General features: G+C 71.1%; 20 protein-coding genes. 11 read left to right on the forward strand and 9 right to left on the reverse strand.

What is annotated here, in order from left to right:
• Window positions 1-6: 6 nt before the first annotated feature.
• The 3 genes from FLX07_RS10850 to FLX07_RS10860 are packed head-to-tail and all read left to right on the forward strand — an operon-like array spanning window position 7 to window position 4,149.
• Window positions 7-1,956, forward strand: coding sequence for an acetyl/propionyl/methylcrotonyl-CoA carboxylase subunit alpha (locus FLX07_RS10850; RefSeq protein WP_142570229.1), 1,950 nt, complete (start codon window positions 7-9; stop codon window positions 1,954-1,956).
• Window positions 1,947-2,999, forward strand: coding sequence for a hydroxymethylglutaryl-CoA lyase (locus tag FLX07_RS10855; RefSeq protein ID WP_142570231.1), 1,053 nt, complete (start codon window positions 1,947-1,949; stop codon window positions 2,997-2,999). Before FLX07_RS10850 ends, FLX07_RS10855 begins: the two co-directional genes overlap by 10 nt.
• A gap of 1 nt (window position 3,000) precedes the next feature.
• The gene (locus FLX07_RS10860) at window positions 3,001-4,149 is read left to right on the forward strand and encodes an acyl-CoA dehydrogenase family protein (protein WP_142570232.1); all 1,149 of its coding nucleotides are present in this window, start codon (window positions 3,001-3,003) and stop codon (window positions 4,147-4,149) included.
• Between the two features lie 93 nt (window positions 4,150-4,242).
• On the opposite strand, the gene FLX07_RS10865 is transcribed toward FLX07_RS10860, so the two are convergent.
• Window positions 4,243-4,608: a YybH family protein gene (locus tag FLX07_RS10865; RefSeq protein WP_142570234.1), complete on the reverse strand. Its 366-nt coding sequence runs from the start codon at window positions 4,606-4,608 to the stop codon at window positions 4,243-4,245.
• Window positions 4,609-4,703: 95 nt separating this feature from the next.
• On the opposite strand from FLX07_RS10865, the gene FLX07_RS10870 reads away from it, so the two are divergent.
• Both FLX07_RS10870 and FLX07_RS10875 read left to right on the forward strand, forming a co-directional pair.
• Entirely contained in the window at window positions 4,704-5,588 is an 885-nt protein-coding gene (locus FLX07_RS10870) for a LysR family transcriptional regulator (protein ID WP_142570236.1), read from the forward strand.
• Between the two features lie 82 nt (window positions 5,589-5,670).
• A complete protein-coding gene (locus tag FLX07_RS10875) occupies window positions 5,671-6,114 on the forward strand; it encodes a GNAT family N-acetyltransferase (protein WP_142570238.1) in 444 nt (147 codons plus the stop codon).
• A 101-nt stretch (window positions 6,115-6,215) separates the two neighbouring features.
• Here the strand turns inward: FLX07_RS10875 and FLX07_RS10880 are convergent, their stop codons facing one another.
• From FLX07_RS10880 to FLX07_RS10890, 3 genes are read right to left on the reverse strand one after another with little or no spacing between them, the layout of a single operon-like run.
• Window positions 6,216-8,438: a hypothetical protein gene (locus tag FLX07_RS10880; protein ID WP_142570241.1), complete on the reverse strand. Its 2,223-nt coding sequence runs from the start codon at window positions 8,436-8,438 to the stop codon at window positions 6,216-6,218.
• A gap of 37 nt (window positions 8,439-8,475) precedes the next feature.
• A complete protein-coding gene (locus FLX07_RS10885; protein WP_142570243.1) occupies window positions 8,476-9,414 on the reverse strand; it encodes a carbohydrate kinase family protein in 939 nt (312 codons plus the stop codon).
• Window positions 9,411-10,313 carry a pseudouridine-5'-phosphate glycosidase gene (locus FLX07_RS10890; protein ID WP_142570245.1) on the reverse strand — a complete coding sequence of 301 codons (903 nt, stop codon included), beginning with the start codon at window positions 10,311-10,313 and terminating at the stop codon, window positions 9,411-9,413. Before FLX07_RS10890 ends, FLX07_RS10885 begins: the two co-directional genes overlap by 4 nt.
• A 385-nt stretch (window positions 10,314-10,698) precedes the next feature.
• Here FLX07_RS10890 and FLX07_RS10895 point away from each other — a divergent pair, with 385 nt between their 5' ends.
• Together FLX07_RS10895 and FLX07_RS36980 are read left to right on the forward strand one after the other, a co-directional pair.
• Complete coding sequence (locus FLX07_RS10895; RefSeq protein ID WP_142570248.1) at window positions 10,699-12,243, forward strand: phytoene desaturase family protein; 1,545 nt, start codon at window positions 10,699-10,701, stop codon at window positions 12,241-12,243.
• A 204-nt stretch (window positions 12,244-12,447) separates the two neighbouring features.
• A complete protein-coding gene (locus tag FLX07_RS36980) occupies window positions 12,448-12,684 on the forward strand; it encodes a hypothetical protein (RefSeq protein ID WP_208762155.1) in 237 nt (78 codons plus the stop codon).
• On the opposite strand, the gene FLX07_RS10905 is transcribed toward FLX07_RS36980, so the two are convergent.
• The gene (locus FLX07_RS10905; protein WP_142570250.1) at window positions 12,678-12,902 is read right to left on the reverse strand and encodes a hypothetical protein; all 225 of its coding nucleotides are present in this window, start codon (window positions 12,900-12,902) and stop codon (window positions 12,678-12,680) included. The two genes, FLX07_RS36980 and FLX07_RS10905, sit on opposite strands and share 7 nt — an antisense overlap.
• A 19-nt stretch (window positions 12,903-12,921) precedes the next feature.
• On the opposite strand from FLX07_RS10905, the gene FLX07_RS10910 reads away from it, so the two are divergent.
• Complete coding sequence (locus tag FLX07_RS10910; protein ID WP_142570252.1) at window positions 12,922-13,365, forward strand: hypothetical protein; 444 nt, start codon at window positions 12,922-12,924, stop codon at window positions 13,363-13,365.
• 17 nt (window positions 13,366-13,382) lie between these two features.
• On the opposite strand, the gene FLX07_RS10915 is transcribed toward FLX07_RS10910, so the two are convergent.
• Complete coding sequence (locus FLX07_RS10915; protein WP_142570254.1) at window positions 13,383-13,889, reverse strand: SRPBCC family protein; 507 nt, start codon at window positions 13,887-13,889, stop codon at window positions 13,383-13,385.
• 494 nt (window positions 13,890-14,383) lie between these two features.
• Between FLX07_RS10915 and FLX07_RS10925 the strand changes: the two genes are divergently transcribed.
• Window positions 14,384-14,926, forward strand: coding sequence for a hypothetical protein (locus FLX07_RS10925; protein WP_142570256.1), 543 nt, complete (start codon window positions 14,384-14,386; stop codon window positions 14,924-14,926).
• 367 nt (window positions 14,927-15,293) lie between these two features.
• Here FLX07_RS10925 and FLX07_RS10930 read toward each other — a convergent pair whose 3' ends face one another.
• The 3 genes from FLX07_RS10930 to FLX07_RS10940 form a co-directional block, all read right to left on the reverse strand.
• A complete protein-coding gene (locus FLX07_RS10930) occupies window positions 15,294-15,581 on the reverse strand; it encodes a hypothetical protein (protein ID WP_142570258.1) in 288 nt (95 codons plus the stop codon).
• Window positions 15,582-15,692: 111 nt separating this feature from the next.
• Window positions 15,693-15,911 carry a hypothetical protein gene (locus tag FLX07_RS10935; protein ID WP_142570260.1) on the reverse strand — a complete coding sequence of 73 codons (219 nt, stop codon included), beginning with the start codon at window positions 15,909-15,911 and terminating at the stop codon, window positions 15,693-15,695.
• A 239-nt stretch (window positions 15,912-16,150) separates the two neighbouring features.
• Window positions 16,151-16,801, reverse strand: coding sequence for an HAD family hydrolase (locus FLX07_RS10940; protein WP_142570262.1), 651 nt, complete (start codon window positions 16,799-16,801; stop codon window positions 16,151-16,153).
• A gap of 490 nt (window positions 16,802-17,291) precedes the next feature.
• On the opposite strand from FLX07_RS10940, the gene FLX07_RS10945 reads away from it, so the two are divergent.
• Together FLX07_RS10945 and FLX07_RS38350 are read left to right on the forward strand one after the other, a co-directional pair.
• Complete coding sequence (locus FLX07_RS10945; protein ID WP_142570264.1) at window positions 17,292-18,176, forward strand: glycosyltransferase family 2 protein; 885 nt, start codon at window positions 17,292-17,294, stop codon at window positions 18,174-18,176.
• Window positions 18,177-18,239: 63 nt separating this feature from the next.
• A complete protein-coding gene (locus FLX07_RS38350) occupies window positions 18,240-18,419 on the forward strand; it encodes an ATP-binding protein (RefSeq protein ID WP_280116549.1) in 180 nt (59 codons plus the stop codon).
• The last annotated feature ends 5 nt before the right edge of the window (window positions 18,420-18,424 follow it).

Here is an 18,424-nt window from a genome sequence, read left to right on the forward strand (position 1 = left end):
GTCGTGATGTTCTCCAGTGTCCTGATCGCCAACCGGGGCGAGATCGCCGTCCGGATCATCCGCACGCTGCGCGCCCTGGGCGTGCGGGCCGTCGCCGTCCACAGCGACGCCGACCGTGACGCGCGCCACGTGCGCGAGGCCGACCTCGCCGTACGGCTCCCGCGCGGTTACCTCGACATCGACGCGATCGTCGAGGCCGCCCGGGTGGGCGGCGCCGAGGCCGTCCACCCCGGGTACGGCTTCCTCGCCGAGAACGCCGAGTTCGCCCAGCGCTGCGCGGCCGAGAGCCTGGTGTTCGTCGGCCCGCCGGCCGGGGCCATCGAGGCCATGGGCGACAAGATCCGGGCCAAGGAGACCGTCGCCCGCGCGGGTGTGCCGGTCGTGCCCGGGGGCGCGGAACCACACGACGACCTGGCCGAGGTCGCCGGGCGCATCGGCTTCCCCGTGTTGATCAAGCCGTCCGCGGGCGGGGGCGGCAAGGGCATGCTGCGGGTCGAGTCCGCCGACGGCCTGGCCGCGGCCGTCGAGTCGGCCCGCCGTACGGCGACGGCGGCCTTCGGGGACGGCACCCTGCTGATCGAGCGGTTCGTGGACCGGCCGCGGCACATCGAGATCCAGATCATGGCCGACGGCCACGGGAACGTCGTGCACCTCGGCGAGCGCGAGTGCAGCCTGCAGCGGCGCCACCAGAAGATCGTCGAGGAGGCGCCCTCGCCGCTGCTCGACGACGAGACGCGGGCCCGCATGGGGGCGGCGGCGGTGCGGGCCGCCCGGTCGGTCGGCTACGTCGGCGCGGGGACGGTCGAGTTCATCGTCCCCGGCTCCCGTCCCGGCGACTTCTTCTTCATGGAGATGAACACGCGGCTGCAGGTCGAGCACCCGGTCACCGAGATGGTCACGGGTCTCGACCTGGTCGAACTGCAACTGCGGATCGCCGCGGGGGAGTTGCTGCCGTTCGGGCAGGACGAGGTGCGCCTGCGCGGCCACGCCGTCGAGGCCCGCGTCTACGCCGAGGACCCGGCCCGCGACTTCCTGCCGACCGGCGGCCGGATCCTGGCCCTGCGCGAGCCCGCGGGCGAGGGCGTGCGGTTTGATTCCGGGCTGAGCGGCGGGACGGCCGTGGGCAGCGACTACGACCCCATGCTGGCCAAGGCGGTCGCCTGGGCCCCCGACCGGGCGGGCGCGCTCGCGGCCCTCGGCCGCGCGCTGGCCTCGACCGTGATCCTCGGGGTCACCACGAACATCGGGTTCCTGCGCGCGCTGCTGGCCGACCCCGAGGTCGCGGCCGGGCGGCTGGACACCGGGCTGGTCGAGCGGCGGCTCGGCGACCTCGTGTCCGGCGAGGTGCCGGACGAGGTTCTCGCCGCCGCCGCGCTCGTCTTCCACGCCGGGCCCCACGGCCGGGGGCGGGCGACGGACGACCCGTGGGACGTGGCGGACGGGTGGCGCGTCGGAGAGCCCGCCTGGACCGTGCATCGGCTCGGCGTGCCCGTACGGGTGCGGGGCGCCGCAGGCGACGCGGAGATCGAAGTTAACGAGCGTTCACTCGGCCGGGCGCGGCTGGAGTGGACCGGCACCGATGAGGTGGCGGTCACCCTCGGCGGCGTCACCCGGAGGTACGCGGTGGCCCGGAACCGCGACACGGTGTGGCTCGGCGAGGGCGGCCGCGCATGGCCCGTCACCCGGCACGATCCCGGCGACCCGACGGACCGGCAGGGCGGGGCGCTCGCCGGCGACGGGGTCGTGCGCAGCCCGATGCCGGGAACGGTGCTGCTCGTGAAGGCGGCGGAGGGCGACCGGGTCACCGCGGGACAGCCGCTGGTCGTCGTGGAGGCGATGAAGATGGAACACACCCTGACGGCGCCGGCCGACGGCGTGCTCGCCGAGCTGCGGGCCCGGCCGGGGCAGACGGTGGAGCTGGACGCGGTCGTGGCGAGGGTGACGCCGTGCGAGTGACGATCTACGAGGTCGGCCCGCGCGACGGCCTGCAGAACGAGTCCGCCGTCGTGCCCGTCGAGGTCAAGCGCGAGTTCATCGGCCGGCTCGCCGCGGCCGGGCTGACGACCATCGAGGCGACGAGCTTCGTCCACCCCACGTGGGTGCCCCAGCTCGCGGACGCCGCGGAACTGCTGGAGAGCCTGCCGCGGGTGCCGGGAGTCCGCTACCCGGTGCTCGTTCCGAACGAGCGGGGTCTCGACCGCGCGCTGGAGCAGGGGGTGACCGACATCGCGATCTTCGGGAGCGCCACCGAGTCGTTCGCCCGGCGCAACCTGAACCGGACCGTCGAGTCGCAGTTCGAGATGTTCGCCCCCGTGGTGGAACGGGCCCTCGCCCACGGCATGCGGGTCAGGGCGTATGTGTCGATGTGCTTCGCCGACCCCTGGGAGGGACCGGTCGCGCCCGAGCAGGTCGCCCGGGTCGGGCGCAGGCTGCTCGACCTGGGCTGCTACGAGCTGTCGCTCGGCGACACGATCGGCGTCGGCACACCCCGGCACGTCGAGGCGCTGCTCGACGCCTTCGCCGAGGCCGGGGTCGGGCCCGACCGGCTGGCCGTCCACTTCCACGACACCTACGGCCAGGCCCTCGCCAACACGTTCACCGCGATCAAGCGGGGGATCACGGTCGTGGACTCCTCCGCCGGCGGCATCGGCGGCTGCCCGTACGCCAAGAGCGCCACCGGCAACCTCGCGACCGAGGACCTGGTCTGGATGCTCGACGGTCTCGGTGTCGAGACCGGGGTGGACGTCGGGTCGCTGACGGCCACCAGCCTCTGGCTCGCCGAGATGCTGGGCCGGCCGAGCCCCTCCCGCGTCGTCCAGGCTCTGGGCAGGGAGTTTCCCGCGGATCTCGCCGTAGCGAGGATCGACCGGGCGGATGTATCGCAAGGCGGAGGAGGAGCCCATAGCGGAGCCATGGGCGACGACGACAACGAAGCGAGGCGCCGCCTGGGCGACCGCAGTAGGCGAAAGATCCAAGGGAAACGACCGGAGGAGAGTTGAGATGCTCAATGACGAGCACGTCGAACTGCGCAAGTCGGTCGAGGAGTTCGCCCGTGAGGTGGTGGCCCCCGTCATCGGGGACTACTACGAGCGGTGCGAGTTCCCCTACGACATCGTCCGCAAGATGGGCGCGATGGGCCTGTTCGGCCTGCCCGTCCCGGAGGAGTACGGCGGCATGGGCGGCGACTACTTCGTCCTGTGCCTGGCGTTGGAGGAGCTGGCCAGGGTCGACTCCTCGGTGGCGATCACCCTGGAGGCGGCGGTCTCGCTGGGCGAGATGCCCATCCTGCGGTTCGGCACGGACGCCCAGAAGCAGCGGTGGCTGCCGAAGATGGCGGCGGGGGAGATCCTCGGGGCGTTCGGGCTGACCGAGCCCGGCGGCGGGTCCGACGTGCCGGGCGGCATGCGCACCACGGCCGTCCTCGACGGCGGCGAATGGGTGATCAACGGCTCGAAGGCGTTCATCACCAACTCGGGCACCGACATCACCGGTGTCGTCGCCGTGGCGGCGATCACCGGCCGCAGGCAGGACGGCAGGCCGGAGATCTCCACGATCCTCGTGCCCTCGGGCACGCCCGGCCTCACCGTGTCGGAGAAGTACTCCAAGGTCGGCTGGTCGGCCTCGGACACCCGGGAACTGTCGTTCACCGGCTGCCGGGTGCCGGAGGAGAACCTGCTGGGCGAGCGCGGCCGGGGCTACGCACAGTTCCTCCAGACGCTGGACGAGGGCCGGGTGGCCATCGCCGCGCTGTCGGTGGGTCTCGCCCAGGGCTGCGTGGACGAGTCCCTCCGGTACGTGCGTGAGCGCCGGGCCTTCGGCCAGGAGATCGGCCGCTATCAGTCCATGCAGTTCAAGATCGCCGACATGGAGGCCAGGGTGCACACGGCCCGCCTGGCCTACTACCACGCCGCCGAGCGCATGCTGGCCGGTCTGCCGTTCAAGAAGGAGGCCGCCATCGCCAAGCTCGTCTCGTCCAACGCCGCGATGGACAACGCCCGGGACGCCACGCAGGTCTTCGGCGGCTACGGCTTCATGAACGAGTTCCCCGTCGGCCGCTTCTACCGGGACGCGAAGATCCTGGAGATCGGCGAGGGCACCAGCGAGGTGCAGCGCATGCTCATCGCCCGCGAACTCGGCCTGCCCGCCTGAACTGGTTCCGCCTGAACTCATCCCGCGAGCACCCGCGTGAACCGTCCCGCCTGGCGTTCCCGCCTCGTGGCACACGCCCGGCGGGTTTCTGGATCAGCGGGCGGGCGGCTGGAACTCCGGCTGGTCGAGCACCCGCAGCCAGCTCCCGTCAGGCTGGCGCCGTACGACCTGGGCCCGCGCGCCGGCGCCGTCCCCCGGCGGGGTCGAGGTCAGCGCGATGTCGCCGCTGACCAGGGTCGGCAGCGGTTCCTCGGGCTCGAAACGGGGACGGTTCGCCAGCACCTTCTCCCACAGGGCGCGGATCGCCTCCCGGCCGACCGTCACGCCGCCCGGCGGGTAGGCCAGCACCGCGTTCTCCTCGTACAGCGCCGCCACTCCGGCCGCGTCCCCGGCGTTGGACCGCTCGACGAACAGGCGGGTGATGTCCTCCGGCCGCATGGCCTTCTCGTACTCCGGCATGGGTTCCTCCCGAAACTCTCGTACGGCCTCCAGCCTGCCGAGGCGCCCGGCAGAAGTCCAACAGATGAATCGGATGGCAACTAGAATCAGCAGTTATGGAACTGCGCCAGCTGGAGTATTTCGTCGCGGTCGCCGAGGAGCGCAACTTCACCCGCGCCGCCGAGCGGGTGCACATCAGCCAGTCGGGTGTCAGCGCCCAGATCCGGCAGCTCGAACGCGAACTCGGCGCCGAGCTGTTCGACCGGTCCGCGCGGAGCGTCACGCTGACCGTCGCGGGCAAGGCCGCGTTCGACCACGCCCGCGCCGCGCTCGCCGCGGCCGGGGCGCTGGGACAGGCGGTGGGCGAGGTGGCCGGCCTCATCCGGGGCCGGCTCACCGTCGGAATGATCGTCGGCTGCACCGTCACGCCGCTGTTCGACGCCCTGGCCGCCTTCCACCGGGCCCATCCGGGGGTCGAGATCTCCCTGCTGGAGGACAACTCCGACCGGCTCGTCGAAGATGTGCGCTCCGGAGCCCTCGACCTGGCGCTCGCCGGGCTCGCCGAGGCCCCGGACGGCCTGGAGACGCTGACGGTCATCAGCGAGCGGCTCGTCGCCGCCGTCCCCGCGGACCACCCCCTCGCGGGCCGGGACGGGGTCACCCTGGGCGACCTCGGCTCGCACCCGATCGTCTGCATGCCGTACGGCACCGGCCTGCGCACGGTGTTCGACCGGGCCTGCGCGGCCCGGGGCGTACAGCCGGTGATCGCGCTGCAGGCCGGGGCGGCCGACGCCGTCGCCGGCCTCGCGGCCCGGGGGCTCGGCGTGGCCGTCCTCAGCGAGTCGATGGCCGCGGCCCACCGCGACCGGCTCACCGCGCTCACCATCGAGGACGCCGGGGCGCCCGCCCTGCTCGCGCTGGTGTGGCGCGGGGGGCAGGGCCCGGCCGTACGCGAGTTCGTGCGGCATGCCCGGCGGTCCTTCGCCGTCACCGCCGGCTGAGAACCGGCTCCCGCCTGCCGCCGGGTTCGCGGGGTGAGCTTGGATTGGACGTATGTGCCCGGACACTCCTAGAGTCCCTTTCATGACGTCTGGTGATCTCCAGCTCAGAAGGGCCGAGAAGACCGACGCGGACGAGATCTTCGCACTCGCCCGTGAGTTCGCGGTGACGTTCCGGCCCGAGCGTGCGCCGTTCGACGCCGCGCTGCCGCAACTCCTGGAGAACGAGGACGCCTTCCTCCTCGTCGCCACGGTCGACGGGATCGTACGCGGCTACCTGCTGGGCTTCACCCACCTCACGCTGTTCGCCAACGGCAGGGTCGCGTGGGTCGAGGAGGCGATGATCGAGGGCGGCTACCGCCGCCACGGCATCGGGCGGCGGCTGCTGGAGGAGTTCGAGACGTGGGCGCGCTCACGGCAGGCCGGATACGTCGCGTTGGCGACCCGGCGGGCCGCCGAGTTCTACGGCGCCCTCGGCTACGAGGTGTCGGCCACCTACTACCGCAAGATGCTCAGACCGAAGATGTGACCTGTGCCCGCGGCCTGAACTGAGGGCGGGGGACCCCCGCCCTCGCGGGCTGGACGAGATCCCGCGCCCGCCCCGCCGTCGGCCGCTCGCGCGCGGTGCCGTCAGACGGCCGAGGTGAGCTGGGCGTCCAGGCGGTAGCCGTCCACGGTCACGTAGACCGAGTCGCCGGGCCGCGCGTTCAGCCGCATCAGAACCGGCTGGAGCGAGTCGAACACCGGCTGCCGGTCGCGCCACACCAGCACGACGGCGTTGTCGCCCGGGCCGGTGACCGACAGCAGCGTCCCGGGGCGCATGCCGAGCTGGGCGGCGTACCCCTCGGGGACCGCCACAGGCTCGCCGCGCAGATGGCCGCTGGTGACGTCGATCCGCTGCCAGCGGCGCGGGTCGGAGGCAGGGCTGGACGTCGGGCGGGGGTTCGGCACCAGATGCGGCCGGGGCACGCCCCCCGAGAAGCTGCCGCCCGCCAGGTTCCCGTTCGCGGTGCCGTTCAGGTTGCCGCCCGGGTTTCCGTTGGGATTCCCGTTCGGGGTGCCGTTCACGTTGCCGCTCGTGAGCGCGGTGAGCGCGGCGAGCGCGGTGGCGGCGTCGGGCCCGTTGTTGGCCTGCGAGGGGATCGGGATCCCGCCGCGGCCGTGATGGTGCCCGTTCGCGCCCGGCGTACGGCGGGGGAGCGGTGCGGGCTTCGCCGTCGGGTCGGGGCCGTGCCGGGTGGGCAGGGAGCCGGGTTCGGACGGGGAACCCGGCCGCGGCATGGAGTCCAGCCATGCCTTGGCGGAGTGGGCGCGGATGCCGAGTTGGCCGAGCAGCTCCACGACGTCGGCGTCCGCGGGCTTGCTCGCCAGCAGTTGGCGGGTCTTCTCCCGCAGCCCCGCCAGGTCGCCGACCACGAGCCAGCCGTCCTGCAGGCGGCGGTCGGGCATGAGCGTCACCAGCACCCGCCACAGCGGCGTGTCGAGGGCCGGGACCTCGACGGGGTGGGACGGGTCCGCCGCGATGAGCTGTTCCTGGGTGGCCGCGGCGCCCAGCCACTCGGTGAGCCCGAACAGATGGCCGGTGAGCGGCGCGGAGTCGGGGGAGCGCAGCCACAGCAGCACCCGCTCCTCGGCCGTGCGCTGGGCCTGGGAGAGTAGCTCGCGGTCCACGTTGAGGTTGTGGGCCAGCGTGCGAAGGCTCACCGGCTCGGCGGCGAAGAGCCGCTCGGCGGCGACCGCCCTGACGAGCGGATCCCAGCCGCGGAACAGGCCTTCGACCACCGCGACCATCGGGTGCGCGCTGAGGTCGGTCGGCGGCCGTTCCCGTGCCGCCTCGGGCGCCGGCTGGGCGGGGGCGGCCGCGGGCTGCGAGGGCGAGGTCCCGGACTGCCGGGTGAAGGGCTGGGTGGCGGGTTTGACCGGCCCCGAGACAGGCGCCGGCGCGGCGGGCGACGGTGCCGGTGCCGGAGACGGTGCCTGGGCCGGTGTGCCCTGCCCCGGCCGGCCGGGCGCCTGCCCCTGCGTGGCGGGTGCCTGAGCGGCCTGCCCGGGCGGCGGTGCGGCCGGCGGTGTGGTCGGCGGTGTGGTCGGCGGTGCGGCCGGCGGTGCGGACGGTGCGGTCGGCCGGGCGAACGGCTGCGAGGTGGTTCCGGGGGCGGCGGCCTGGGGGAACGGCTGAGAGGAGGGTCCGGCCTGGGGGAAGGGCTGCGAGGTGGTTCCGGGGGCGGCGGGCTGCGGGAACGGCTGTGATGCCGTTCCGGGCGCGGCCTGGGGGAACGGCCGCGACGTCGTCCCCGGCGCGGCCTGCGATGCAGGCCCGGAGGCCGGCCCGGCCTGCGCCGGGACCTGTGCCTGTGGCTGGACCTGTGGTTGGGGCGCCGCCTCTCCTCCCGCGAGGGCCGGAGCGGACAGCCCGGACGCCAGCTGGCTTTCCAGGCGGCCGAACACCTCCCGGAACACCGTGGTCAGGAGGACCTCGGGCGAGGCGGGGGCGGCCGGAGCCTGGAGATCGCACGGCGTCAGACGGCGCAGCCGATACCACCCGCCGAGGTGGTTGACCACCGCGCGTACGGGATCGGGCCAGCCGGGCATGGCCGGGTCCACGGTGTGCACCTGGAGCGCCGGGAGCAGGTCGGTGAGGGGCAGGTGATCCCAACGGCCGACGGCGAGGCGGGCGAGCCGCTCGCAGAGCCAGTCAACGCCGGTCGCCCGTATCGCGCGGCCGATCCCGACGGATGCCCACCAGCCGCCGGGCAGGCGCGGGTCGGCCAGCATCTCGGCCACCTGCTGAGGACGGCTCCAGCGCAGGGCCGGGACCAGGTCGCTCAGGCAGATCGTTGACTCGGCGTCCATCGGTATGACCGCACCCTCCCGAGAGTGACGCATGTTGCTAATGGTGCAGCTTACGCCGCAAACCAGCAATTGGTGTCAATAGGGTAAAGTTCCCAGGGTCCGGCCGGGCGCCGACCTGCGCGACCGCCGCCATGCCCGCCTCACACCCCTTGCGGAGGGCTTCCTCGGGGGTGCTCCCGGCCATCCAGGCGACCAGGAACCCCGCGGCGAACGCGTCTCCCGCGCCCGTCGAGTCGACCACATCCACCGGGGGCGCGGCCGCTCTGGCGACTATACGGCCATCGCGGGCCAGCAGGGCACCGCCGGCCCCCAGCTTGACCACCGCCGTGCCGTAGTGGGCGCTGAGCGTGCGGGCCGAGGCATCGGGATCCGCGGCGTCCGCGAGCAGCAGCGCCTCGTCCAGGTTGGGGATCACGACGCTCGCCGGGGCGGTCTCACGGAGGAACCGCTCGGTGCCGAAGGCGCGCAGCGGCCCGCAGGAGGCCGGATCGACGCTGATGGGGATATCGCGCTCGGCGGCCTCGCGCATGGCGAGCCGCGCGAGCTCCAGCCCCGGCTCGGCGAACATCGTGTACGCCGACAGGTGCAGGTGCCCGACCCCGTCGAGCAGATCGGGTGTCCAGTCGCCGACTCCGATGTGACCGCTCGCCCCGCGGTTGGTGAGCATGGACCGCTCCCCGGTGGAGTCGACCATGGCGATCACGACGGCCGAGGGCCGTTCCGGGTCGATCCTCAGGTGCGGCCGGACCCCGGCTTTGGCCAGCTGGGCCACGTGCCACTCGCCGGTGTCGTACCCCGCCCGCGCGAGCAGGCGGGTGTCGGCGCCGAGCCGGGCGGCCCAGGAGGCGGTGTTCGCCCCCGAGCCGCCCGGACGCAACGCGATGTCGGCGGGCGTGTCGGTGCCGGTGGCCGCGGGACCGTCGTGCAGCGCGACGACGTCGGTGACCACGTCGCCGATCACCAGCAGACCGCTCATCCGGCCGCCCAGGCGGCCGCGATCTCCCCGGCCAGGCGGGTGTTGCCGCGTACGGCCGCGAGGTTGGCCTCCAGCGACGCGCCACCCGTGCCCTCGACGAGGTATTCCAGCAGGAACGGGGTGATGGCCTGCCCGGTGACCCCGCGCTCCTCGGCGGCGCGCAGGCCCTCCGCGAGCACCCGGTCGTGCAGGTCGGGGTCGAGCTGGAGATCGGCCGGAAGCGGGTTCGCCACGATCAGCGCGGTGTCCAGCCCGCCGAGCGCGTCCTGCGCCCGCATGATGCCGGCGGCCTCCCGCGGCGTCTCGACGCGCCAGTCAACCGGCTCACCGGAGCTGTGCAGGTAGAAGCCGGGGAACTCGTCGGTCCGGTAGCCGACGACGGTGACCTGCTTGGTCTCCAGCCGCTGGAGCGTCGCGGGCACGTCGAGGATCGACTTCACCCCGGCGCACACGACCGTGATCCTGGTGCGGCTGAGGGTGTCGATGTCGGCCGACTCGTCCTGCACCGTGGTCCAGCCGCGGTGGACGCCGCCGAGACCCCCGGTGGCGAACACCCGCACGCCCGCGCGGGCGGCCAGGAACGAGGTGCCCGAGACGGTCGTGGCGCCGCTCAGCCCGAGCGCGGCGGCCGGGGCGAGGTCGCGGAAGCCGAGCTTGCGCAGGCCCTGCTCGGTCGCGATGCGCTCCAGCTCTTCCTTGTCCAGGCCCACCCGGGGGACGCCGTCCAGCACCGCCACCGTCGCCGGCACGGCCCCCGCCTGCCGGACGATGTCCTCCAGTTCGAGAGCGACCTGGAGGTTGCGGGGCTGGGGGAGCCCGTGGGAGATGATGGTGGACTCCAGGGCGACGACCGGACGGCCGGTGGCCAGCGCCTCGGCGACCTCATCGGAAACGCGCATGTCTCTCCTGTTTCCCGCTCACCGTCGGGGCGCTCACATCCGCCTGGGCGTGCCCAAGGTGCGCCATCAGGGCTTCCCTCGTCGCTTGGGGTCGCTCGGGGTCGCTCGTCCCATGCTCCCCGCTCGCTCCTCAGTCCAGCTCGGCGGCGCGCTCCTCCGGATCGCTCGACTACTTTCGTACCAGCGGAAGATTGTCCGCTTCGGCATATTCTGCCCGAGTCTTGCGGGGCATCTTGCGATAAGTTGCGGGCGTCCGCCCAGGCACGCCCGCCGTCATTCCTCCCGTCACCCGCTCTGAGACCCTCCCACGCCCGCCGCCGCGACCCGTGTCCGGCCCGCACACGACTGCGACACCGACGCTACGTACGACCCGGGAGAACGCGCCATGCCACGCTCGCACTACGACGTCGTCATCGCCGGCGCCGGGCACAACGGCCTCGTCGCCGCGGCCTACCTCGCCCGGGCGGGGCGCAGCGTGCTGGTCCTGGAACGCCTCGGCCACGTCGGCGGCCTCGCGGTGTCGGCTCGCGCGTTCCCCGGCGTGGACGCGCGGCTGTCGCGCTACTCCTACCTGGTCAGCCTGCTGCCCACGAAGATCGTGAAGGATCTGGGGCTGCGCCTCGACCTGCGCCGCCGCCGCTTCGCCTCCTACACCCCGGCCGGCGACACCGGCCTGCTCGTGGACAACGAGGACGCCGCGCGCACCGCCGCGTCCTTCGAGGCGGTGACGGGGGGACGGCACGACCTGGCGGCCTGGGAGCGGTTCTACGGGATGACCGCCCACGTGGCCCGGCAGGTCGCGCCGACGCTGCTCGAACCGCTGCGCGGCCGTACGGCCCTGCGCGAGGTCGTGGGGGACGACGAGGCGTGGCGCGACCTGTTCGAACGGCCGATCGGCGAGGTCGTGGACGAGCGGTTCGCCGACGACACGGTTCGCGGGGTCGTCCTCACCGACGCCCTGATCGGCACCTTCGCCGACACGGCCACCGACCTGCTGGCCAACCGGTGTTTCCTCTACCACGTGATCGGCGACGGCACGGGCGACTGGAACGTCCCGGTCGGGGGCATGGGCGCGGTGACGGCCGAGCTCGCCGAGGCCGCGCGGCGGCACGGCGCCGAGATCCGCACCGGCGCCGAGGTCCTGGCCGTCGACCCGGACACGGGAGAGGTCACGTTCGACGACGGCGCGCAGCACGCGGTGACCGCGGGGAAGGTGCTGGCCAACCTGCCGCCCGCCGTGCTCGCCCGGCTGCTCGGGGAGACGCCCGAGCGGCCCGAGGGCGCCCAGCTCAAAATCAACATGGTGCTGTCGCGGCTGCCCCGGCTGCCGGACCCCGCCGTGGACCCCGCCGAGGCGTTCAGCGGCACCTTCCACATCAACGAGAGCCGCGACCAGCTCGCCGCGGCGTACGCGCAGGCCGCCGCGGGGAAGGTGCCGGACCTGCCGCCCGCCGAGGTCTACTGCCACTCGCTCACCGACCCCTCGATCCTCGGCCCGCGGCTGCGGGAGGCGGGGGCGCACACGATGACGCTGTTCGGCCTGCACATGCCGGCGCGCCTTTTCACGGACCCGTCGGCAAAGCGGGAGGCGCTGGCCCGCACGCTCGCCTCGATCGATTCCGTGCTCGCCGAGCCCATCGAGGACTGCCTGCTGCGCGCGCCCTCGGGCGAGCCCTGCCTGGAGGCCAAGACCCCCCTCGACCTGGAGCGGGAGGCGGGCCTGCCCGGCGGCCACATCTTCCACCACGACCTGTCCTGGCCGTACGGCGAGGAGGGCGAGGAGGGCGGTCACGGGGCGCGGCCTGCTCAGTGGGGCGTGGAGACGGCGCACGAGCGGGTGCTGCTGTGTGGCGCGGGCGCCCGGCGCGGCGGCGGCGTCAGCGGCATCCCCGGTCACAACGCCGCCATGGCCGTTCTCGGCCGCACCTGAGTGGCCGCGCCTGGCCGCACCTGGGTGGCCGCACCTGATGGGGCACGCCTGAGGGCATGTCCCTGCCGCGCGTGGCTCGACGAGAGCGTCAGAACTGCCAGAGCCGCGCCCTCATCGCTCTCGCACGCATCCTGAAACTTCACAGGTGTAGCCGGCATCAGCCGGGACGCCCGGCCGGGCCGCGCGGCGACGTACGGAGACGCGGTGAACCTCGACCTGTTCGATATGCGGCGCCGGGTGTGGGGGCAGCGCGTCGTCGAGAAGTGGCCGGTGCGCTACCGCGAGGCGCTGGAGCCGGACCACGACTGGCGGAACCGAACTTCGCCCGTGCGGGGACGCGCCGAGTCTGATTTACCGATGTTGTCGGTCCCGGTGGTCCATCGCGGCTCCTTGGTCCGCCGCATCCCAGAGCCAAACCCGGTCGCACCGGTCGATCAATGAGGTGCCGTTTCTTGACGGCACCCCGTGTTCCAGCGGTCCATCGCCGCGGCGTACTGCTCGGGGGTCGGCTCGGCGACGGGATGGTCCAGGCCGGTGATCGCGGTGAGGGCCCGCTCGGCGGCCGGGCATGCGGCCCGGGGACCGGTCCCGGCCGCCAGCAGCTCGGGCCGCGCCCAGCATCTGTTGATCCCAAGCACCCCGCCGGCGACCCCCTCCAAGTCGCCCCATAATGCCAGCGTGGAACTGCGAATCGATCCGGACAGGAACATCCGAACCGGCGTCTGCGACTGTTGCCAGACCCCCTACGATCGCGTAAACGGGTTCATCAACAACGACGACGGCGCCTATGCGATCTACTACGCATCCTGTTACCACCACAACGAAATCCACGAAGCCTGGATCGACGTCATCATCGACGACGCCTGGGCGCCGGACGAACCCGTCAGCCGCCCTGGCCCAAACCGCGTCACTTTCGGATGTCGCGTCGGTCCCGTGGAAGGGCAGCCCGCCCCAGCCTGCTCTCTGGTGAAAGGCGCCGCGGTCGCACCCGATGAACCGTTCTACGGCCGCAAGCTGACTCGCGAGGAAGCCCTCGCTCATCCCTGGCTATCCGACTATTGGGAGACCATCGATCACATCCTGGAGAACGACACCACAGTCCGCCAGCATCTCTACGGCTAGTGCGGTGACCGCAACGTTCACCGGATCGGGTGATTACGCGACATGAATAGCTGATTGTCCCCAGCAGCCCTGCAACGGGTGACCTCGGGGTCAAGAAGCACAAGGCCAGCCAATCGGCGAATGTCGGCGCGGATCGACCGCCGCAGCAACCATCTCAGCGCTGGCTCCAGCAACTTCTCGGAGGTCACGCGCGGGGTGACGCGCACGTGGAAGGTGAAGCGGCACTGGTCCTCGCCGAGCGGCTCGACCAACCTGCCGCCCTCGGCGTCGATCCCCGAGGTGGTGCGCCAGGCAAACGAACGACCCGGCTCAACCTGGATGACCTCGCCGCCGTTGCGATAGGTCCGGCCCACGAACCGCATCACCTCAGCAGTGGTCGTGCCCACCTGGACGATGCCTTCGGGGCGCGGCGCCATCGTCTTGACGCCCTTCCGCCAGTGTGGATCCTGGCCGTAGTCAGCGACGATCGCCCACACCAGCGCGGCCGGGCAGGCGATCTCCCTGTCCTCTTGAAGCTCGATCATCCGGCAATGCTAGAAGGCTGGTCGAGCTACAACTGAACCCCGTGAACGTTAGCGGTCACCGCACCAGCTGTAGCCGAGGAGCCATAGATAAAGCCTTTGGTGGGGGCGCTCCGGCTCCGGGGTGATCGCCAAGGCCAGCGCATGATTTCTGGCCGTAGGTAGTGGCTGTGGTCCGATCCGACCATGCGGCCGATCAGCGCTCGCTGGTAGTCCTCCACGAGGTCACATTCTTGATCGTCATGCAATTAGCGCGCGATTGGCCAGGGTAACTACTCTTTGCGAGCCCTGGATAAAAACCACAACCGACTGCAGGGCGCCAGAATTAAAACATGGTACACAGAATATCGAGTTGACGAAGGCAACTCTTTCTGGGTGCTCATTCATTGAGTCCTGAAATCCGACGAGAAGGAAGTTCCAAAAAGGTGACGAGAGGCATCATGCCCGCTCTCGTCACCCTCCCTTCGGACTCCCACGCAACGGAAACCGGATAACTTATGGATCTTTTCCCGGCCGAAAACCAACAACGTCTTCTGGTGGCGCACGGGCTCGACAGTTGGTTCGGCGCCCAATGGGTCAGCATCGAGGATGGTCGCGAGGCGGCCCAGCGTCTGCACTTTCCGGCGGAGACGATAGAAACCTGCGACTTTCAAACCGCTATGAGGTCATACGATCCTGTGGGCTCTGCGCAGCGGGTTTGGATCACGTCACATGCACCCGGCTGGTCCCATGTCCTTCTCCTCAGTGGCGGGCAGTCGTCGTCCGCGGAGGAGCTCAGCCGCCATGGCCAGCGCGTGTTTGAACTTTCATACGTCGGCGAAATCGAGGAACTTGATGAGCCGATCTACACCCACGACGGCGAGTACAGAAGCATCTTTGACGAGGCCGAGTATGAGGCCTATCGGACGAACTCATCAAACGACAACACGATGCCGGTATCGGACCTGGAGCAATTTCTGATCATTATAGGAAGAATCACAGGGCGTTTCCTCGACCAGGACTGGGTTTCATCGCAGGGGCTCTTGTGTGTTATTCCATGATGCTGGCATAATGACTAGTGAACGGATCCAAGTGGGGCGATTAGGCTGGTAAGAATCGGCCAGTCCAGGCCGGCGGCCACTGTGCGCTCCCGCTGGGTGCCCGCCCGCATCGGCCACTTCGGTACTCCTGCCACGCCCTTCGTCCTTGCACAGTGGCAAGTTGCGAAAGACCCGTCGGATTTCGTTTCGGCGGGGCTTTCCGGGGGTGAACCCCTGATCACGGGTGTCCGTGATACTGAGTCAACCCACGGCGCTGCCGTACTGCCATGACCGCGCTGACAGGGACCCTGAGGCGTTCGATGTGCGTTGCGATGCCGTCGTTCGGTTGATTGCGATCGGCGGGGCCTGGCGCACTGACTCCACCAGGTCACGAATCGCAGCCGCCATCTCCTCGAAGCCGACGTCCCTGATGATGATCAGGTCGGAGCACCAGAAGTACCTTCCGCCAAGGGACTCTCCGGTGCGTGTCCTTATCCATGATCTTCTGGACCACATCCAAGGTCATGAAGGTCGCGTATCGCCGGGAGCCGTCGGGAAAGGTGATCGTGGCGTCCACCTGATCGGCCGTGTCCGGCTCATAGCCTTCCCAAGCCGGAATGGTCATCTGGAACAGAGGGTCTGCGATCGTGTAGAAGGTCACATCGAAACTGATCACTGCCCCGCCTCCCTGGCTAAGATCACCCGGTTTATCGCCGAATACGATCCCGAGCTGCGCGCCCGGATCGGTCTCCCCGCCACCCACACGCCGAGCGCCGCGGCGGACGCGTCATCGGGGCGTCCCCTCGGCGATGCTCTCCTGCGCGGCGATCGCCTGGCACAGCTCCGCCAGGTCGTCGGCGTCGACCGTTCGGTGCGCGCCCGCCTCCTCCACGGCCACAGGGAAGGGCCGCTCACGCGTCGCCCACAACCGCCCGGCGTCGCTCCGCATGATCCGCCACCCGGCGAACACCGGAGGGGCGACGGCGACAGCCCTATCGTGTGTCATGGGTCAGGACCACCATCCTGATCAAGGACCCGTCGGCGATGTAGGGCATCGCTGGCGGGTCCGCTTCATGCAGGCGGTAGTTCTGGCATCCCACCTGCATGACCGACTTGGACGATTCCAAGAGATTGGTACACAATGCGAGCATGCGGTGACACTGAGTGTGTCAGGTGTGGCGCTCTGCGGAACGGTCACCGAGCAGTTCGGGAATCTCATATGGACTGAGGCCGCCGAGGCTTACGTCAACTACCGGAGACGAAGGCCAGAATGTCGTCTGCCGCATCCCGTAGGTCCGTGAAGTGCTGGTGCGCGCCAGCGACCGCGACGGGCACGTTGACGTTCCACACGGTCATCCCGGCCCGGAGTCCGGCCTGTACGCCGGGAGGAGCGTCCTCTACGACAAGGCACTGTGCAGGTGCGGCGCCGACGCACTCGGCGGCCAGCAGATAGGGGGCAGGGGACGGCTTGCCGTGCTCGACCGCCGCCGCGTCCACAATCACCGCTGGTACGGGCAGCCGGGTGCGGGCGAAGCGTCCGCGAACCCGATGAGCGTAGTTGGAGGTCACCAGCGCCCATGAGCCCGGCGGCAGGCCGTTCAACAGCTCCGATGCGCCGTCGAAAGCCTTGTAGACGCCAGACCGCACGTCCTGGTCCTCCAGCTCGTGCAGCACGGCCAGGCATGCGCGCGGATCCCGGTCCGGCGCGACGACGGCGAAGGTCTCCATCGGGCGCGTCCGCAGCGCGACGCGGTAGACCTCCTCGGGATCCAAGCCGAACCGCATCGCCCACGCTGCCCAGACTCGCCGCTGGTTGTCCAGGGCATCGATCAGAGTGCCGTCAACGTCGAAGAAGACGTATCTCCTGGCCGTCGGAGTTCTCTGAATGGTGAGCACATCACGATCATGCCTTGGGTGACGAGTCGGCCGCCGAGGAGACTTGTCCGAGTGGGCAGGACCAGCTGTCGGCGGTCGAGGCAGTCCAGGGCCCCTTCCCAGGGGGAGAGGTGGAGGTAGCGGCTGCCGGTTCCCGGCTCGTGCGGCGGATAGACGTCCGGGCCGGAGAGCACGTCGACTCCCCAGGACCGGAGCTTGTCGATGTGCTCCTGGAAGGTGGGGTGACGTGGTGTGTCACCGTAAGAGCGCTATCAGACAATCGCCGGCCGCTTCAGAAAGCGCGCTCGGTGTCGTACGGCGTGGGGGCGTGGGCGGACTCGGACGCGTGGACGCCGAGGTCCGGCGGGGCTGTTGCCGCCCGGACGTCCGCGATCGGCCCCGGATCCGCAGGTGACGACCACTAGGGTGGTGGGTTAACGCGACGGGAACGGCGGATGACCAGATCCCGCTCGCTCCATCAGCGCCGAGCCCGTCCAGGAGACGCGACAGGATGACCAGCCCGAAGGCCACCGTCGACGTGGTGGTGCTCACCATGAACGACCGGCCCGAGCCGTTCGAACGGGCGATGGAATCCCTCCTGGCGCAGCGGGACGTCGATCTGCGTGTGGTCATCGTCGGCAACGGCGTACAGCCTGATCACGTGCCCCCCGGGGTCCGTACGGTGGTCCTGCCCGTCAACGAGGGCATTCCCGCCGGGCGGAACGCCGGCTCTGACGCCCTCGCCGGGGCGGACGCCGGCGAGTTCGTCTTCTTCCTCGACAACGACGCCGTCCTGCCTGCCACCGACACCCTCGCCCGGCTCATCGCCGTCGCCCGCCGTCACCCGGGGGCGGCCTACATCCAGCCGCGCATCGCCGACCCCGGCACCGGGGTCACGCTGCGCCGATGGGTGCCCCGCCTGCGCGCCGGGACGGCCACCCGGCCGGGCACCATCACCGTAATGGCCGAAGGCGTCGTCCTCATCCGCCGCGCCGACTACGAGGAGGCCGGGGGCTGGCCGGGCCACTTCTTCCTCTTCCACGAGGGCATCGACCTGAGCTGGCGGCTCTGGGACCTCGGACGCACCGGTTACTACGCGCCGGACGTCGTCATCCACCATCCCGCCACCGACCCCGCGAGGCACGCACCCTTCTACCGCCTCGTCGCGCGCAACCGCGTGTGGCTCGCCTACCGCCGGCTGCCCGCCCCGCTCATTCCCGTCTATCTGGCCGTCTGGATCGTGGTCAGCGTCGCCCGGATTCGCTCCCGGGCGAACCTCGCGGTCTGGTTCCGGGGGCTGCGCGAGGGACTGAAGGGCGGGCACGGGCAGCGCCGTCCCATGTCCTGGGCCACCGTGGCGCGGCTCACCCGCGCGGGGCGCCCCCCGATCGTCTGACCGGCGGGCCCCGCCCTCGGGCCGTCACCCCGCCCCATGGGACGGAGTAGGACGAGCTGCCACGTGTCTTCGAGGGGGTTCTGGCGCTCGCCGTCGGCGCGCAGCCTGCCCGGCTCCGGCCTTGGCCTGTCGATCGTGGAGCGGGCCGTACGGGACATCGGGGGCCGGGTCGCGATCGAGAACGCGCCGGGCGGCGGGACGCTCGCCACGGTCGAACTCCCCTGCGCTCCGCCCGGGGCCTGACCCGT

The sequence above is a fragment of the Microbispora bryophytorum genome, from assembly GCF_006874465.1.
GTDB classification, from domain to species: Bacteria; Actinomycetota; Actinomycetes; order Streptosporangiales; family Streptosporangiaceae; genus Microbispora; species Microbispora bryophytorum.

Excerpts from the sequence above, each read along its gene's own strand:
- FLX07_RS10850 (WP_142570229.1), top strand. The coding sequence starts at position 7 with ATGTTCTCCAGTGTCCTGATCGCCAACCGGGGCGAGATCGCCGTCCGG.
- FLX07_RS10860 (WP_142570232.1), top strand. The coding sequence starts at position 3,001 with ATGCTCAATGACGAGCACGTCGAACTGCGCAAGTCGGTCGAGGAGTTC.
- FLX07_RS10865 (WP_142570234.1), bottom strand. The coding sequence starts at position 4,608 with ATGCCGGAGTACGAGAAGGCCATGCGGCCGGAGGACATCACCCGCCTG.
- FLX07_RS10870 (WP_142570236.1), top strand. The coding sequence starts at position 4,704 with ATGGAACTGCGCCAGCTGGAGTATTTCGTCGCGGTCGCCGAGGAGCGC.
- FLX07_RS10875 (WP_142570238.1), top strand. The coding sequence starts at position 5,671 with ATGACGTCTGGTGATCTCCAGCTCAGAAGGGCCGAGAAGACCGACGCG.
- FLX07_RS10880 (WP_142570241.1), bottom strand. The coding sequence starts at position 8,438 with ATGGACGCCGAGTCAACGATCTGCCTGAGCGACCTGGTCCCGGCCCTG.
- FLX07_RS10885 (WP_142570243.1), bottom strand. The coding sequence starts at position 9,414 with ATGAGCGGTCTGCTGGTGATCGGCGACGTGGTCACCGACGTCGTCGCG.
- FLX07_RS10890 (WP_142570245.1), bottom strand. The coding sequence starts at position 10,313 with ATGCGCGTTTCCGATGAGGTCGCCGAGGCGCTGGCCACCGGCCGTCCG.
- FLX07_RS10895 (WP_142570248.1), top strand. The coding sequence starts at position 10,699 with ATGCCACGCTCGCACTACGACGTCGTCATCGCCGGCGCCGGGCACAAC.
- FLX07_RS10915 (WP_142570254.1), bottom strand. The coding sequence starts at position 13,889 with ATGATCGAGCTTCAAGAGGACAGGGAGATCGCCTGCCCGGCCGCGCTG.
- FLX07_RS10925 (WP_142570256.1), top strand. The coding sequence starts at position 14,384 with ATGGATCTTTTCCCGGCCGAAAACCAACAACGTCTTCTGGTGGCGCAC.
- FLX07_RS10935 (WP_142570260.1), bottom strand. The coding sequence starts at position 15,911 with ATGACACACGATAGGGCTGTCGCCGTCGCCCCTCCGGTGTTCGCCGGG.
- FLX07_RS10945 (WP_142570264.1), top strand. The coding sequence starts at position 17,292 with ATGACCAGCCCGAAGGCCACCGTCGACGTGGTGGTGCTCACCATGAAC.